Source organism: Streptomyces sp. HUAS TT7, from assembly GCF_051550175.1.
Classification (GTDB): domain Bacteria; phylum Actinomycetota; class Actinomycetes; order Streptomycetales; family Streptomycetaceae; genus Streptomyces.
In genome coordinates, this window is record NZ_CP196175.1 from 6463171 (window position 1) to 6478189 (window position 15019).

General features: G+C 69.4%; 11 protein-coding genes. 4 read left to right on the top strand and 7 right to left on the bottom strand.

Features of this window, described 5'->3' with window-relative positions:
- Positions 1-3 precede the first annotated feature (3 nt).
- From ACSHXC_RS29090 to ACSHXC_RS29115, 6 genes are all read right to left on the bottom strand, one after another.
- On the bottom strand, positions 4-1803 hold the full coding sequence (locus tag ACSHXC_RS29090) for a branched-chain amino acid ABC transporter permease (protein ID WP_438294416.1): 1800 nt from the start codon (positions 1801-1803) through the stop codon (positions 4-6).
- A gap of 5 nt (positions 1804-1808) precedes the next feature.
- The gene (locus tag ACSHXC_RS29095; protein ID WP_438294417.1) at positions 1809-2738 is read right to left on the bottom strand and encodes a branched-chain amino acid ABC transporter permease; all 930 of its coding nucleotides are present in this window, start codon (positions 2736-2738) and stop codon (positions 1809-1811) included.
- Positions 2739-2837: 99 nt separating this feature from the next.
- Positions 2838-4052 (bottom strand): branched-chain amino acid ABC transporter substrate-binding protein, encoded by a 1215-nt coding sequence (locus ACSHXC_RS29100; protein WP_438296882.1) that lies wholly within the window; start codon positions 4050-4052, stop codon positions 2838-2840.
- A 411-nt stretch (positions 4053-4463) separates the two neighbouring features.
- The gene (locus ACSHXC_RS29105) at positions 4464-4925 is read right to left on the bottom strand and encodes a hypothetical protein (RefSeq protein WP_438294418.1); all 462 of its coding nucleotides are present in this window, start codon (positions 4923-4925) and stop codon (positions 4464-4466) included.
- A gap of 128 nt (positions 4926-5053) precedes the next feature.
- The gene (locus tag ACSHXC_RS29110) at positions 5054-5521 is read right to left on the bottom strand and encodes a PaaI family thioesterase (RefSeq protein ID WP_344373296.1); all 468 of its coding nucleotides are present in this window, start codon (positions 5519-5521) and stop codon (positions 5054-5056) included.
- 86 nt (positions 5522-5607) lie between these two features.
- Entirely contained in the window at positions 5608-7902 is a 2295-nt protein-coding gene (locus ACSHXC_RS29115) for an FdhF/YdeP family oxidoreductase (RefSeq protein ID WP_438294419.1), read from the bottom strand.
- Positions 7903-8070: 168 nt separating this feature from the next.
- On the opposite strand from ACSHXC_RS29115, the gene polA reads away from it, so the two are divergent.
- Positions 8071-10782, top strand: coding sequence for a DNA polymerase I (gene polA, locus ACSHXC_RS29120; RefSeq protein ID WP_438294420.1), 2712 nt, complete (start codon positions 8071-8073; stop codon positions 10780-10782).
- Here polA and ACSHXC_RS29125 read toward each other — a convergent pair.
- Positions 10779-11684 (bottom strand): DUF4184 family protein, encoded by a 906-nt coding sequence (locus tag ACSHXC_RS29125; protein WP_438294421.1) that lies wholly within the window; start codon positions 11682-11684, stop codon positions 10779-10781. The genes polA and ACSHXC_RS29125 overlap by 4 nt on opposite strands.
- Before the next feature lie 316 nt (positions 11685-12000).
- Here ACSHXC_RS29125 and ACSHXC_RS29130 point away from each other — a divergent pair, with 316 nt between their 5' ends.
- From ACSHXC_RS29130 to ACSHXC_RS29140, 3 genes are all read left to right on the top strand, one after another.
- Positions 12001-13689 carry a lytic transglycosylase domain-containing protein gene (locus ACSHXC_RS29130; protein WP_438294422.1) on the top strand — a complete coding sequence of 563 codons (1689 nt, stop codon included), beginning with the start codon at positions 12001-12003 and terminating at the stop codon, positions 13687-13689.
- Between the two features lie 138 nt (positions 13690-13827).
- Positions 13828-13983 carry an SPW_0924 family protein gene (locus tag ACSHXC_RS29135; protein ID WP_189961213.1) on the top strand — a complete coding sequence of 52 codons (156 nt, stop codon included), beginning with the start codon at positions 13828-13830 and terminating at the stop codon, positions 13981-13983.
- A gap of 29 nt (positions 13984-14012) precedes the next feature.
- Positions 14013-15008, top strand: coding sequence for a DUF3068 domain-containing protein (locus ACSHXC_RS29140; RefSeq protein ID WP_438294423.1), 996 nt, complete (start codon positions 14013-14015; stop codon positions 15006-15008).
- Positions 15009-15019 lie beyond the last annotated feature (11 nt).

Below are 15019 nucleotides of genomic sequence, written 5' to 3' on the forward strand. Positions count from 1 at the left end.
TGGTCACGCCCCCGCCTTGGTGACGCCGACGGGTGTGTCGGTGAGGCTGGTGTCGGGTACGTCGAGTTGGCCGGTTTCGTGGAATTCGAGCTTTTTCCTGCGGTCGGCGACGATGCCTTCGGGGCGCAGGCGCATGAGGACGATGAGGGCGACTCCGAAGAGGAGGAGCTGGTAGTCCTGCATGAATTGGAGTTTGGCCGGGATGAGGTAGAGCAGTGAGGCGCCGATGAGGGGTCCGCTCATGGTTCCCATGCCGCCGAGGATGACGGCGGCGAGGAGGAAGGCGGAGTTGGGGGGTACGGAGCCGGCGAATTGGTACTGCTCGGGGGTGACGGTGCTGGTGAGGTGGCCTTGTACGGTGCCGGCGAGTCCGGCGAGGGTGGCGCCGAGTGCGAAGGCGATGAGTTTGACGCGGAAGCCGTTGATGCCCATGGCGGTGGCGGCGGTTTCGTCTTCGCGGATGGCGACCCAGGCGCGGCCGATGCGGCTGTCGGCGCTGCGGCGGAAGACGGTGACGACTACGAGGGTGATGACGAGCATCAGGAGGTAGTAGTTGCCGGGTTTGCCGAGGGTGAAGCCGGCGATGTCGTGGGGGACGCCGAGGTCGTATCCGAAGATGGTGATGTCGGGGATGGCGGGGATGCCTCGGGAGCCGTTGGTGACGTTGGGTCCGCTGTTCCCGTTGAGGTTGTTCATGGTGATGCGGAAGATCTCACCGAAGCCGAGGGTGACGATGGCGAGGTAGTCGCCGCGCAGCCGCAGGGTGGGGGCGCCGATGAGGACGCCGAAGATGAGGGATGCGCCGGCGCCGACGAGGATGGCGGCCCAGAAGGGGAAGTGGACGCCGAGGCTGGATTGGCTTGCGCCGGAGACGAGGGCTGCGGCGTAGGCGCCGACGCCGAGGAAGGCGACGTAGCCGAGGTCGAGGAGTCCGGCGAGGCCGACGACGACGTTGAGGCCGAGGGCGACGGTGGCGAAGATGAGGATGTTGGCGCCGATGAGGGCGTATTCGTCGCTGTTCTGGGTGAAGGGGAAGCAGATGGCGGCGACGAAGGCGGCGCTGAGGGTGATGGTGCGGTGTTGTGCGGTGAGTGCGGAGAGGCGGGCGAGGAGGCCTGCCTGGGTGAGGGCTGCGAACGTGAACGCGGCGGTGATGAGGAAGCCGATGAACAGTTCGGTGTATGCGGTGTCGATGCCGTAGGCGAAGACGTAGAGGCCGATGGCGAAGGCGGCGACGATGATGAGGATGCCGGCCCAGTCGGGGATGGTTTTGGCGGTGCGGGGGCTGGGTGCGGCGAGGGTGTGGCGGATGCGTTGCCAGGCGTTGTCGCCGGTGGTGTCGGTGCCGGGGGTGTCGCCGGGGAGGGCGAAGGCGGCGATGGCGGCGATGAGGGCGCCGATGCCGGAGATGTAGGCGCCGGGTTCGAGGTTGACGATGCCGCCGAGTTCGCTGGAGATGGCGCCGAGGGTGTAGCCGGTGGTGCCGAGGGTGGCGAGTGCGAGGAGGCGCAGGGGTGCGTTGGTGCCGGCGGGGGTGAGCCAGCGCAGTCCTTGGATGCCGTAGGTGGAGAGGGCGAAGAGGATGGTGAGGGCTGCGGTGGTGAGGGTGAGGAGCTGGAGGCCGCCGGGGTAGCCGTCGACGGTGAGGTCGCCGGGGAAGTCGCTGGTCCAGGTCCAGGCCATGAAGGTGCCGATGAGGGCGATGGCGGAGCCTGCGGTGACGGCGTGCCGGGCGAGGGGGGCGGGCAGCAGCGGGATGAGCGGGGTGCCGCTGTCGTTGGCGCGTGTGGTGGTTTCGGTCATGGTGGTCACGCCCTGTCCGCGACGCGTTCGCCGAGCAGGCCTTGGGGTCGCACGAGGAGGACGACGATGAGGAGGACGAAGGCCCATACGTCCTTCCAGGCGCCGCCGCCGAAGAGTTCCATGCTGGGGATGTTGCCGATGTAGCCGACGGCGAGGGATTCGGCGAGGCCGAGGACGATGCCGCCGAGCATGGCTCCGTAGATGTTGCCGATGCCGCCGAGGACGGCTGCGGTGAAGGCTTTGAGGCCCATGATGAAGCCCATGCGGAAGCCGACTTGGCCGTTGTGGAGGCCGTAGCCGACGGCTGCGACGGCTGCGAACGCGGCGCCGATGGCGAAGGCCATGACGATGATGCGGTCGGTGTTGATGCCCATGAGCTTGGCGGTGTCGGGGTCCTGGGCGGTTGCCTGCATGCCGCGGCCGGTGCGGGTCTTGGTGACGTAGATCCCGAGGGCGATCATGCAGACGGGGGCGGCGATGAGGATGAAGAGGTCGCCGCGCTGGATGTTGGCGCCGAGGACGTGGAAGGGGCTGCCGTCGAACTGGGGGAAGGAGCGGTCCTTCTTGGCGTCGGGGTACCACTTCCATACGGCCTGCTGGAGGGCGAGGGAGAGGCCGATCGCGGTGATGAGGGGGGCGAGCCGTGGTGCGCCCCGCAGGGGCCGGTAGGCGAAGCGTTCGGCTGCGGTGGCGACGAGGACGGAGATGATGACTCCGCCGATGATCATGAGGGGGATGGCGGCGAGGAGTGAGAAGCCTGCCGGGAGTGCGAGGAAGACGGTGAGAGCCCCGAAGCCCCCGACCATGAATATCTCGCCGTGGGCGAAGTTGATGAGCTGGACGATGCCGTAGACCATCGTGTAGCCGATCGCGATCAGTCCGTACATCGCGCCGAGGATGAGTCCATTGGCCAGCTGTTGCGGCAGTTCGTGCACCGCGGGGCCTCCGTGAAGTGATCGGATATGGCACCGCGCGGGAGCGCTGGTGGCGCTCCCGCGCGGTCCGTTGAGTTGCTGGGGCGGGATGTCGCCGGGTTACGGCTTGTAGGCCTCGCTGAGCTCGGGCTTCCAGGTGCCGTCGGTGACCTTGTAGGCGGTCATCATGGTGTTGGTGGTGTCGCCGTACTGGTCGAAGGAGACGGGGCCGGTGACTCCGTCGAACTTGACCTTGCCGACGGCGTCGAGGACCTTGGCGCGCAGGTCGCCGCTGGGGAGCTTGCCGCTGTTGGCGGTGACGACGTCCTTGACGGCCTGGATGATGGCCCAGGTGGCGTCGTAGGTGCCGCCCCCGTAGGCCTCGTAGGCGTCCTTGTAGTTGGCTGCCTTGTAGTTGGCGATGAAGCTCTTGGCGGAGTCGAGCTGTTCGACGGGCTTGCCGACGGAGGTGGCGAGGTCGCCGGTGGCCTTCTTGTTGAGCTTGATGAAGTCGGCGCTGTAGATGCCGTCGCCGCCCATGAGCGGGATGGTGGTGCCGCTGTCCTTGAGCTGCTGGCTCAGGGGGCCGGCGGCGGGGTATTCGCCGCCGTAGTAGAGGGCCTTGGCTCCGGTGTTCTTGACCTTGGCGACGATGGCGTTGAAGTCGCGGTCGTCGGGGTTGATGTGGTCGGAGCCGACGATCTTGCCGCCGAGCTTGGTGAAGGTGTCCTTGAAGGACGCGGCGAGGCCGGCGCCGTAGGTCTTCTGGTCGTCGATGAGGTAGACCGAGTCGATCTTGGCGTTGTTGAACAGGTACTTGGCGGCGAAGGCGCCCTGGACCTGGTCGGTGGTGGCGGTGCGGAAGAAGGTCTTGTAGGGGCGGACCTTGTTTCCGGTCTTCCAGCCGTCGCCCTGGGTCAGCTCGGTGCCCGTGTTGGCGGGGGAGATCTGGGTGAGGCCCGCGTCGTTGAGCGGCTTCTGCATGGACTGCGAGACGCTGGAGTTGAGGGGGCCGACGACGCCGACGACGCTCTTGTCGCCGATGAACTTGGTGGCGTTCTGCTGGCCGACGGACGGCTGGGCCTGGTCGTCGAGCGGCTGGGTCTTGAACTCGACGCCGGGGACGAGGTTCTGCTTGTTCGCCGTCTGGGCGGCGAGGTCGGCGGAGTTCTTGATGCCGAGACCGAGGGCGGACAGGTCACCGGTGAGGGGTGCGTCGACGCCTATGACGACGGTCTGCTTCTTGCCGCTGCTGGTGTCGCCGCCTTTGTCGCGCGAACCGCAGGCGGTGAGTGTGAGTGCGCCTGTGGTGAGCACTGTGGTGAGGATGAGCAAGGAACGCTGTCGCACGATGGGTCCTTTCCCTGGCGCGGCCTCCTCGTGTACGAGGTGCCGTGTCGGTCGCCGGGCCGTACTGGGTGGTAAGGGCCGTGCAGCAGTCGCACCCGGCGGCGCGGTGACTGGCCGTGACTCTAAGCGCAGCTGACGGGGGTGGGGAGCGGCCGGGACAGGATGTGACTTTCTTGTTATCCCAAGGCCAAACGTTGACGGTGCAGGGCGGACAATCTGTACATTTCGTGACACTGGGATTTCTCGCATGATGAGAACGCCCAGTTCCGCTAAGGGGCTTGGGGGGATCATGGTGCTGACAGGCCGATTTGTGTCCGGATGTCGGTCGGTGGCCGACGGGGCACTGTCCGGTGGCTGATAGTCGCCCTTGCCGCCCCGCGTGATTGTCACGCAGCGTCACGAAGATCCGGAGGGGGCGGGCTGCTTCGTCTGGGCCCAAGGGTCCGTCGTCGGGGTGCCGTTGCGGTAGCGCTCGGCGCAACCTTGCTGCGCCTGCTGCTCGATGAGCCGGTCGCCCGCGGCCGCGCCGTGGGCCGCGCGCTCCTTGCGGGCCGCGGCGAGGGTGGTCAGGAGGATCTCGTTCTGCCCGTCGGACAGGCCTTTCTCCTGGTAGTCGAGCCCGGAGCCCTGCCCCTCGTCCAGCTCCTGCTTCGCCCAGTACGTGATCAGGTGCGCGCAGAGCTCGGCGGGTGAAGTGCTGTGCGGCGAGGGCGAGTTGAGGACCGAGGGGGACTGGCTCGGGGTGCTGCCGGGCGTGGCGTCGTGTCCGGCCGAGCAGCCCGCCAGGGCCGCCGCCAGGGCGAGTGCGCACACCGGCGCGAACCGTAGCCGTACCCCTGGCCGCGCTCGGGTTCTCATGACACGACGTTAGGACCCCCTCCGCGACATGACAATGGCCGGTGAGTCGTCAACTCACCGGCCACCTGATGCTCAACTCGCCTGCTGTGAACCGGACTTGAGCGGTCCGGGGGTCGTGCCGTCGCGGCTCAGCCCTTGAGGCCCTCCGCGTCGCGCAGCAGGCAGGTCAGGCGCGCCGTGCAGACCCGCTTGTCCTGCTCGTCGGTGATGACGATCTCGTATGTCGCCGTCGAGCGCCCGCGGTGGACGGGGGTGGCGACGCCGGTGACCAAGCCGCTGCGCACCCCGCGGTGGTGGGTGCAGTTCAGGTCGACGCCGACCGCGATCTTGGTGATGCCGCCGTGCAGCATCGAGCCGACCGAGCCGAGCGTCTCGGCGAGCACCGCGGAGGCGCCGCCGTGCAGCAGCCCGTACGGCTGGGTGTTGCCCTCGACGGGCATGGTGCCCACGACGCGCTCCGCCGAGGCCTCGATGACCTGCACGCCCATGCGGGTGCCCAGGTGTCCGGCGGAGAACATGGCGGGCAGATCGACGCCGAGGGCCGCGTACTCGTCGACGACTTCCTGCGGGAACTTCACGCTGCTCTGCTCGCCCATGGGCCACGGCTCCGTTCATCTGCGGTCACACTGCTGTGTCCGCACCGTCATACCAGATGGCTGAGCAAACGCTTAGCCCCGGGCTCTCATTCCCGCTTCCCGCTCTCCCGCCCGGCGCTCTCGAAGCGCACGATCACCGACTTGCTGGCCGGGGTGTTGCTGACGTCGGCCGTCGCACCCAGCGGCACCAGGACGTTCGTCTCGGGGTAGTAGGCGGCGGCGCAGCCCCGGGCCGTCGGGTAGTGGACGACGCGGAAGCCCGGCGCACGCCGCTCGACCCCGTCCTTCCACTCGCTGACCAGATCCGTGTACGAGCCGTCGGCCAGGCCCAGCTCGCGGGCGTCCTCGGGGTTGACCAGGACGACGCGGCGGCCGCCCTTGATGCCGCGATAACGGTCGTCGAGGCCGTAGATGGTGGTGTTGTACTGGTCGTGCGAGCGCAGCGTCTGCAGCAGCAGTCGGCCCTCGGGCACCTCGGGGGCCTCGACGGGGGCGGCCGTGAAGTTGGCCTTTCCGGTGGCGGTGGGGAAGCGGCGCTCGTCGCGCGGGGCGTGCGCCAGCTGGAAGCCGCCGGGGTGGGCGACCCTGGCGTTGAAGTCCTCGAAGCCGGGCACGACGCGCGCGATGCGGTCGCGCACGGTGGCGTAGTCCTTCTCGAACCCGGCCCAGTCGATGGACGACCTGGCGCCCAGCGTCGCCTGCGCCATGCGTACGACGATGGCCGGCTCCGACAGCAGGTGGGGGCTCGCGGGGGTGAGGTTGCCGCGGGAGGCGTGCACCATGCCCATGGAGTCCTCGACGGTCACGAACTGCCGCCCGCTCTTCTGCACATCCTTGTCGGTACGCCCCAGGGTGGGCAGGATCAGGGCCCGCCGGCCGGTCACCGCGTGCGAACGGTTCAGCTTGGTCGACACGTGCACGGTCAGCGAGGCCCGGCGCATGGCGGCCTCGGTGACCTCCGTGTCCGGGGTGGCGCCGACGAAGTTGCCGCCCATGGCGAAGAACACCTTGGCCCTGCCGTCGCGCAGCGCCTCGATGGACCGTACGACGTCGTAGCCGTGGTGGCGGGGCGGGGCGAAGCCGAACTCCTTCTCCAGGGCGTCCAGGAAGGCGGGCGCCGGCCGCTCGAAGATGCCCATCGTGCGGTCGCCCTGCACGTTGGAGTGGCCGCGTACCGGGCAGACCCCGGCGCCGGGGCGGCCGATGTTGCCGCGCAGCAGAAGGAAGTTGACGACTTCGCGGATCGTCGGCACGGCGTGCTTGTGCTGGGTCAGGCCCATGGCCCAGCACACGATGGTGCGCCTGGAGGCGAGCACCATGGAGAGGGCCTGCTCGATCTCGGTGCGGGTCAGGCCGGTCGCGGCGAGCGTCCGGTCCCAGTCGGCCTCCTGCGCCGCGGCCTTGAACTCCTCGTATCCATGGGTGTGTTCGCGTACGAACAGCTCGTCGACGGCGCCCTCGGTCTCCATGATCAGCTTGTTGAGGAGGCGGAAGAGGGCCTGGTCGCCGCCGATGCGGATCTGCAGGAACAGGTCGGTCAGGGCGGCGCCCTTGATCATGCCCTGCGGTGTCTGCGGGTTCTTGAACTTCTCCAGTCCCGCCTCCGGCAGCGGATTCACCGAGATGATCTTGGCTCCGGCGGACTTGGCCTTCTCCAGGGCGGACAGCATCCGGGGGTGGTTGGTGCCCGGATTCTGCCCGGCGACCACGATCAGGTCCGCCTGGTGGAGATCCTCCAGAGAGACGCTGCCCTTGCCGACGCCGATGGTCTCCGTCAGCGCCGAACCGGACGACTCGTGACACATGTTGGAGCAGTCCGGCAGATTGTTCGTGCCGAACTCGCGGGCGAAGAGCTGAAGCAGGAACGCCGCCTCGTTACTGGTGCGCCCCGACGTGTAGAAGAGGGCCTCGTCGGGGGAGCCGAGCGCGGTGAGCTCCTCGGCGATGATCCCGAAGGCCCGCTCCCAGGTGACCGCTTCGTACCGCTCGGCGCCCTCGGGCAGATACATCGGCTGCGTGATGCGGCCCTGCTGGCCCAGCCAGTAACCGCTGCGGGTCGCCAGGTCGGCGACGGGGTGCGCGGCGAAGAAGTCGGGCGTCACGCGGCGCAGCGTCGCCTCCTCGGCGACGGCCTTCGCCCCGTTCTCACAGAACTCGGCCGTGTGCCGCTTGTCGCCCTCCGGCCACGCACAGCCAGGACAGTCGAAACCGTCCTTCTGGTTGACCTTCAACAAGGTCTGCGCCGTGCGCCGCAAGCCCATCTGCTGCTGCGCCATGAGCAGCGTGTGACCGATCGCGGGGAGGCCGGCGGCGGCATGCTTGGGTGCCTCGACCTGTGGTGCGTCCTGGACCGGATCACCTGCGGGCGGCTTGCTGGCCATGGCGCTGCTCCCCTTCGAGCGAACACGTCGTGCGGTACGAGGTGTGTATGTACTCGATCCTGCCACGCGGCACCGACAGCCGCGCCGGGCAGGTCGGACAGGCCCGCGCCGGGCGGCCGGAGCCGGGACTGGCCAGGATTGTCAGTGGGGCGTGGCAGGATCGGGGGCATGGCTGAGACAGCATCGAAGAAGACCCCGGACAACCGACCGCGCCTGCTCCTCATGGACGGGCACTCCCTGGCGTACCGGGCGTTCTTCGCGCTGCCCGCGGAGAACTTCACGACCGCGACGGGCCAGCCGACCAATGCGGTCTACGGCTTCATGTCCATGCTCGCGAACACACTGCGTGACGAGGCGCCCACGCACTTCGCGGTGGCGTTCGACGTGTCCCGCAAGACCTGGCGCTCCACCGAGTTCCCCGACTACAAGGCGAACCGGTCGAAGACGCCGGACGAGTTCAAGGGCCAGGTCGAGCTGATCGGCGAGCTGCTCGACGCCATGCACGTCGACCGGTTCGCCACCGACGGCTTCGAGGCCGACGACATCATCGCCACCCTCGCCACCCAGGCCGAGGCGGCCGGCTTCGAAGTCCTCATCGTCACCGGCGACCGCGACTCCTTCCAGCTGGTCTCCGACCACGTCACCGTCCTCTACCCCACCAAGGGCGTCTCCGAGCTGACCCGGTTCACCCCGGAAAAGGTCGAGGAGAAGTACGGCCTGACCCCGCAGCAGTACCCGGACTTCGCGGCGCTGCGCGGCGACCCGTCGGACAACCTGCCGGGCATCCCGGGCGTCGGCGAGAAGACCGCCGCCAAGTGGATCAACCAGTTCGGTTCGTTCGCGGAGCTCGTCGAGCGCGCCGAGGAGGTCAAGGGCAAGGCCGGACAGAACTTCCGCGACCACTTGGACGCGGTGAAGCTGAACCGCCGCCTGACCGAGATGGTCAAGGACGTCGAGCTGCCCAAGGGCCCCGCCGAGCTGGAGCGCGCCCCCTACGACCGCGGCGCGGTGACCGGCGTCCTCGACGTCCTGGAGATCCGCAACCCGTCGCTGCGCGAGCGCCTCCTCGCCGTCGACCCCGGCGCGGGAGAGGAAGAGGCCCCGGCGCCGGCCGCCGGCCTGGAGCTCGACGGCACGGTCCTGGGCGCCGGCGAGCTCGCCCCCTGGCTGGCCGAGCACGGCGGGCAGCCGCTCGGCGTGGCCACCGTCGACACCTGGGCGCTCGGCACCGGCAGCGTCACCGAGATCGCCCTGGCCGCGGCCGACGGCGCGGCCGGCTGGTTCGACCCCGCGCAGGTCGACGAGGCCGACGAGCAGGCCTTCGCCGCCTGGATCGCGGACGCCGACCGGCCCAAGGTCATGCACAACGCCAAGGCCGCGATGCGGGTCTTCCCCGAGCACGGCTGGTCCATCGCCGGCGTCACCATGGACACCGCGCTCGCGGCCTACCTCGTCAAGCCCGGCCGCCGCTCCTTCGCCCTGGATGCCCTGTCCGTCGAATACCTCGGCCGCGAACTCGCCCCGGCCGGCGCGGCCGACGGGCAGCTCGCCTTCGGCGCGGACGACGAGGCCGAGGCCGACGCCCTGATGACCCAGGCCCGCGCCGTCCTCGACCTCGGCGGAGCCTTCACCGAACGCCTCAAGGAAGTCGGCGCCGCAGAGCTCCTGCACGACGTCGAGCTCCCCACCTCCCTCCTCCTCGCCCGCATGGAGCGGTACGGCATCGCTGCCGACCGCGCCCATCTGGAAGCCATGGAGCAGCAGTTCGCGGGCGCCGTCCAGCAGGCCGTCAAGGAAGCGCACGCCTCGGTGGGCCACGAGTTCAACCTCGGCTCGCCCAAGCAGCTCCAGGAAGTGCTCTTCGGCGAACTGGCCCTGCCCAAGACGAAGAAGACCAAGACCGGCTACACCACGGACGCCGACGCGCTGGCCTGGCTCGCCGCCCAGACCGAGCACGAGCTGCCCGTCATCATGCTGCGCCACCGCGAGCAGGCGAAGCTGCGGGTCACCGTCGAAGGGCTCATCAAGACGATCGCGGCCGACGGCCGCATCCACACCACGTTCAACCAGACCGTCGCCGCGACCGGCCGCCTCTCCTCGACCGACCCCAACCTGCAGAACATCCCGGTCCGCACCGACGAGGGCCGCGCCATCCGGCGGGGCTTCGTCGTCGGCGAGGGCTACGAGTCGCTGCTCACCGCGGACTACAGCCAGATCGAACTGCGCGTGATGGCCCACCTGTCCGAGGACGAGGGCCTCATCGAAGCATTCGCCTCCGGCGAGGACCTCCACACCACCGTCGCCTCACAGGTCTTCGGCGTCGCCAAGTCCCAGGTCGACCCGGAGATGCGGCGCAAGATCAAGGCCATGTCGTACGGCCTGGCGTACGGCCTGTCCGCCTTCGGCCTCTCCCAGCAGCTCAACATCGAGGCGGGCGAGGCCCGCGGCCTGATGGACACGTTCTTCGAGCGCTTCGGCGGCGTACGGGACTACCTCCAGCGCGTCGTCGAGGAAGCCCGCGCCACGGGCTACACCGAGACGATGCTGGGCCGCCGCCGCTACCTGCCGGACCTCAACAGCGACAACCGCCAGCGTCGCGAAATGGCCGAACGGATGGCGCTCAACGCCCCGATCCAGGGCACCGCGGCCGACATCGTGAAGGTCGCGATGCTGAACGTGGACCGCGCCCTGACCGAAGCGGGCCTCACCTCCCGCCTGCTGCTCCAGGTCCACGACGAAATCGTCCTGGAAATCGCGCCGGGCGAGCGCAAGAAGGTCGAGACGCTGGTCCGCCGCGAGATGGCCGGAGCGGTGGAACTCCGCGCCCCGCTGGACGTCTCGGTCGGCGCGGGCAACGACTGGGAATCGGCGGCGCACTAGCGTGTGCGTGCGCTCCGCCGGGCCCGGGTGACCTTTCGCCCGGGCTCGGCGGGGCCGACCGCCGCGGGGTCGGCGGTTCGGCAGAGGCGGCCCGACCGCCACGCCCCCGCATAGGCCAGCAGGCCGAGGACCAGCCCCGTACCGCCGCCGAAGCAGGCGCTCGGGGTGAGGCCCAGGACGGACGCGTCGCCGTAGAAGGCGTACCAGCGCAGACACCGGTACACCGCGACGGCTGCCGTGCACAGCATCAACAGGCCCAGAACGACGGGGAGTTGGCGTGGAGCGAGGCCGGGTGGGGCCTCCGCGGTGTTCGTGGGGGCGGTGGGCTGGAGGCTTCCGGGAGCGGCCCGGCGCAGTGCCGTCACCGTGAACCAGCCGATTCCCGTCAGTGCGAGGGCCGATCCGCCGTACTGCGCATACCAGTACAAAGGGAACCCGGCGAGCTTCTCGCCCAGTACCGGAAGCACCCGCATGCCCCAGCGGTCGAAGTGGGTGAACGCATCCCACACCACATGCGTGGCGGAGCCGATCGCGGCCGACAGCGCGAACCGGCCTGCCAGGGCCCAGGATCCGGGCCGCCGCCACGCCTCGCCGCGCACGACCGCGTACACCCGTGAACGCCAGGACGCCCTCGGCAGCAGCGCGATCAGCGGTTCGCGCAGCAGGACCCACAACGCGACCAGTGCGCATGTCGTCGCGACATCCACGGTGACGACCCCGAGCGCGGAGTGCGTGACCCGGCCGAACGGCATCGCGGCCGGCACGACCGTCGCCACGTAGTACGTCACATCCGGCGCGAACGACCCCGCGACGAGAGCGGATGCGACCAGCCGGCCGCGGCCGGTGCCGTTTCTCCGGATGCCCGGCAGTACGGCCGCGGCATGGCTCAGCGTGAACGGCATGCGTGCCCCATCGGTCGATTGGCCTGTCTGTCCGTAGTTGTTATGGTTCGTCAGCTACCGGTGGTCGGCCGATTCCTGTTAGTCGTCCGTTAGCCGTTGGCGGTTAGATGGCGGTCGGCACCTCTGGTTACCCGTCAGTGATCACCAACGTTCGGTATTCGGCGCCGGTTCCCCCACCGCAGGCCGGCAACGCACAGGTGGCGAATCAGTGAAAAGCGGTCGGCCCGCGGTGCACTGGCGCCAACGGGTGCCGTAGTGTCACGTGAGTCTCGCGCTGGGGAGCGCGGACAGCCGAATACGGGGAGGGACTTGACGTATGGCACCGCACATGGGCCGACGACTGCGTAAGGGAGCGGGCACCACGGCGGTGGCCGCGCTGGCGGTGGCGGCGCTTTCCGCCTCGCAGGCGCCGGGAGTCGTGCAGGCGAGCACCCCGACGGACCAGGCGGCTTCCGATGTGACGCCGACCCCCACCCCCGATGCCCCGGCCTCCGGCAACTCCCCGTACTACACGGACCTTCCGCCGCTCACGTCGCCGACGCCGCCGCCGAACGCGTCGACCGGCACGCTTCCGGTCGGTGACCAGCAGGGCATACCCGCCACCGTCCTCGACGCGTACAAGAAGGCGGAGGCGGCGCTCGCCACGGACCGGCCGAACTGCCACCTCCCCTGGCAGCTCCTCGGCGGCATCGGCAAGGTCGAGTCGGGCCACGCGAACGGCGGCCGGGTCGACGCCAACGGCACCACTCTCACCCCGATCCTCGGCCCCGTGCTCAACGGCGCAGGGTTCGCCAACATCCCCGACACCGACGGCGGCGCGTACGACGGTGACAAGGTGCACGACCGGGCGGTCGGGCCGATGCAGTTCATCCCGTCGACCTGGGCGACCTCGGGCCGCGACGGCAACGGCGACGGCGTCAAGGACCCGAACAACGTCTACGACGCGGCGCTCGCCGCCGGGTTCTACCTCTGCGGCAACGGCCGCGACGTCGCGGTGAAGGCCGACCTCGACAAGGCGATCCTGAGCTACAACCAGTCGCAGGAGTACCTGACCACGGTCACCACGTGGTTCGACTTCTACCGGCGCGGCACCCACGAGGTCCCCGACGGCACGGGCTCGGTGCCCAGCCGCCGCAGCGACCAGACCACCCCCAAGCAGCCGCCGCTCACCCCGAAGGCGCCGCCGAGCAAGAAGCCGTCGCCGAAGCCGACCCCGCCCGCCCCGCCGGTGAAGCCGCCGGTGCCGCCCACCAAGCCCGGCGGCGGCGGCACTCCGACGCCTCCGACGCCGACCGTGCCGCAGGCGACGACGTTCGAGGGCGTGGGCGCCAAGGAGCTGACGGCGTTCGCCGGCGGTGCGTTCGGCGGGCAGCCGACGGCCCGCGTGAAGGACGCGTCCGGCAAGGCGATGGCCAAGGTGTCGGTGAAGTTCGAGATCGTCGGCGACACCGACACCCGCTTCGCCGGCGGTGCCACCAGCGTGACCGTGGCCACCGCGGCCGACGGCACGGCCGCCGCCCCCGCGCTGAAGGCGGGCGAGAAGACCGGCACGTTCACCGTGCGGGCCACCGTCGCCGAGGCCAAGCTGACCGCCGTCGAGTGGAAGGCGACCGTCGTCGCCCGGCAGGCCGACATCCTGGCCCGCAGCGACGCCAAGGAGCTGACGGCGGCGCCGAGCGGCGAGTTCGCGAACCAGGTGTCGGTCAAGGCGACCTACAAGGGCGCCGTCGCCTCCGGTGTGGCGGCATCCGCGACCATGATCGTGACCCCGGCCGCCGGCGCCGACCCGAAGGCCTCGCCCAAGGTCAACGACAAGGGCCCGTACTTCAAGGACGCCAAGGGCAACCCGGTCCGCGAACTCACGGACCTGAAGACCGACGCGAAGGGCGTCCTGGTCCTGCCGAAGATGTACGCGGACGCCCAGACCGGCACGTTCCTGCTCCGCGTCACCACCGAGGGCGGCGCCACGCTCACCGTCGAACTCAAGGTGGCCGCAGCCTCCTGAGGAGGACCCCGGTCCCGTTGTCCCCAGCAGCCCCTCTGCCGCCCGGCGGCAGAGGGGCTGTTCGACGTGTTCTCATCTCGGCCCGGCGTTGCTACGGTGCCCACTCCTGACGACCCATCAGCTCTACGGAGGCCGAGCATGCGCGCCCTCATAGCCGCCGCGATCGGACTGGCCGCCGCCCTCGCCCTCGTCCTCACGATCTCTGCCATCGGCGCCCCCGAGGGCAAGACCTCGCCGAAGCCGCTGCTCACCACCGTCCCCAGCGCCCCGGGCAAGATCACCCAGACCAAGTAGCGCCACCCACGTAGAGGGAGAGCAGGTCCATGCGACGCAAAGCCAGTCTCGTCCTGCTCGCCCTTGCCGTGTTCTTCGGCGCCCTGTCGCCCCTGTTGCGCTGGTACGCCTTTCCCCGGCTCGCGAAGATCCCGCCCAGCCAGTACCAGGAGGCGGTCCTCGAAGCGAAGAACGCCACCCTCATCGACTACGGCACCATGCAGTCGAAGACGGTCCCCAAGGTGACGGTCGTCCAGACGCTGAAGGGCAACGTCGAAGCGGCCAAGGAGATCGAGAAGAGCGCCGGCCGGGACGTCGTCGTGTGGGACACCCTCTCCTACATTCAGGGACCCGACGGCAAGATGGTTTCCCAGATACCCGAGCGCTACATCTTCGACGCCCACAGCCAGGCGCCCGTGCACGCCACCGGCGAGATGGTCGACGGCGATCCGGTGCAGCGCAAGGGCATCGAGTTCAAGTGGCCGTTCCTGACCGAGAAGCGGGACTACGAGTACTTCGACTTCCAGGCCCGCACCTCCGCGCCCATCCACTACAAGGGCACCCAGAAGTTCCACGGCCTCGACGTGTACTACTTCGAGCAGACCATCCCGTGGACCAAGGTGCCCTACCCGAAGAAGATGCCGCTGCCCGGCATCGACTCCAGCACCCTGGAGAAGACCACCGGCACCACCCTCTGGTACACCACCACGCGCAGGTTCTGGATCGACCCGGTCACCGGCGCCCCGGTCAACGGCGAGGAACTCAACCAGGAGGAGATGCGCGGCGGCACCCTCCTCGGAGGCCGCGACAAGGTCACCGTGTTCGCCGGCGACGTCAAGATGCGCGACGACTACGTCAGCTACACCGTCGACCTGGTCAAGAAGAACCGCGTCCTGGTCCTGCTGCTCACCTCCTACCTGCCCTGGGGATTCCTCGGCCTCGGGTTCGCCCTGCTCGCCCTGTCCCTCTGGCTGGAGGCGCGCAGCCGCCGCCCCAGCGACCCGCCTCCCGCGGTCACGGAGCAGCTCGACCCCGCCATCGCCTGAGCCGCTCATCC

Bases quoted from the DNA above. Each gene is read 5' to 3' on its own strand.
- ACSHXC_RS29090 (WP_438294416.1), bottom strand. From the start codon at position 1,803: ATGACCGAAACCACCACACGCGCCAACGACAGCGGCACCCCGCTCATC.
- ACSHXC_RS29105 (WP_438294418.1), bottom strand. From the start codon at position 4,925: ATGAGAACCCGAGCGCGGCCAGGGGTACGGCTACGGTTCGCGCCGGTG.
- ACSHXC_RS29110 (WP_344373296.1), bottom strand. From the start codon at position 5,521: ATGGGCGAGCAGAGCAGCGTGAAGTTCCCGCAGGAAGTCGTCGACGAG.
- ACSHXC_RS29115 (WP_438294419.1), bottom strand. From the start codon at position 7,902: ATGGCCAGCAAGCCGCCCGCAGGTGATCCGGTCCAGGACGCACCACAG.
- polA (WP_438294420.1), top strand. From the start codon at position 8,071: ATGGCTGAGACAGCATCGAAGAAGACCCCGGACAACCGACCGCGCCTG.
- ACSHXC_RS29125 (WP_438294421.1), bottom strand. From the start codon at position 11,684: ATGCCGTTCACGCTGAGCCATGCCGCGGCCGTACTGCCGGGCATCCGG.
- ACSHXC_RS29130 (WP_438294422.1), top strand. From the start codon at position 12,001: ATGGCACCGCACATGGGCCGACGACTGCGTAAGGGAGCGGGCACCACG.
- ACSHXC_RS29135 (WP_189961213.1), top strand. From the start codon at position 13,828: ATGCGCGCCCTCATAGCCGCCGCGATCGGACTGGCCGCCGCCCTCGCC.
- ACSHXC_RS29140 (WP_438294423.1), top strand. From the start codon at position 14,013: ATGCGACGCAAAGCCAGTCTCGTCCTGCTCGCCCTTGCCGTGTTCTTC.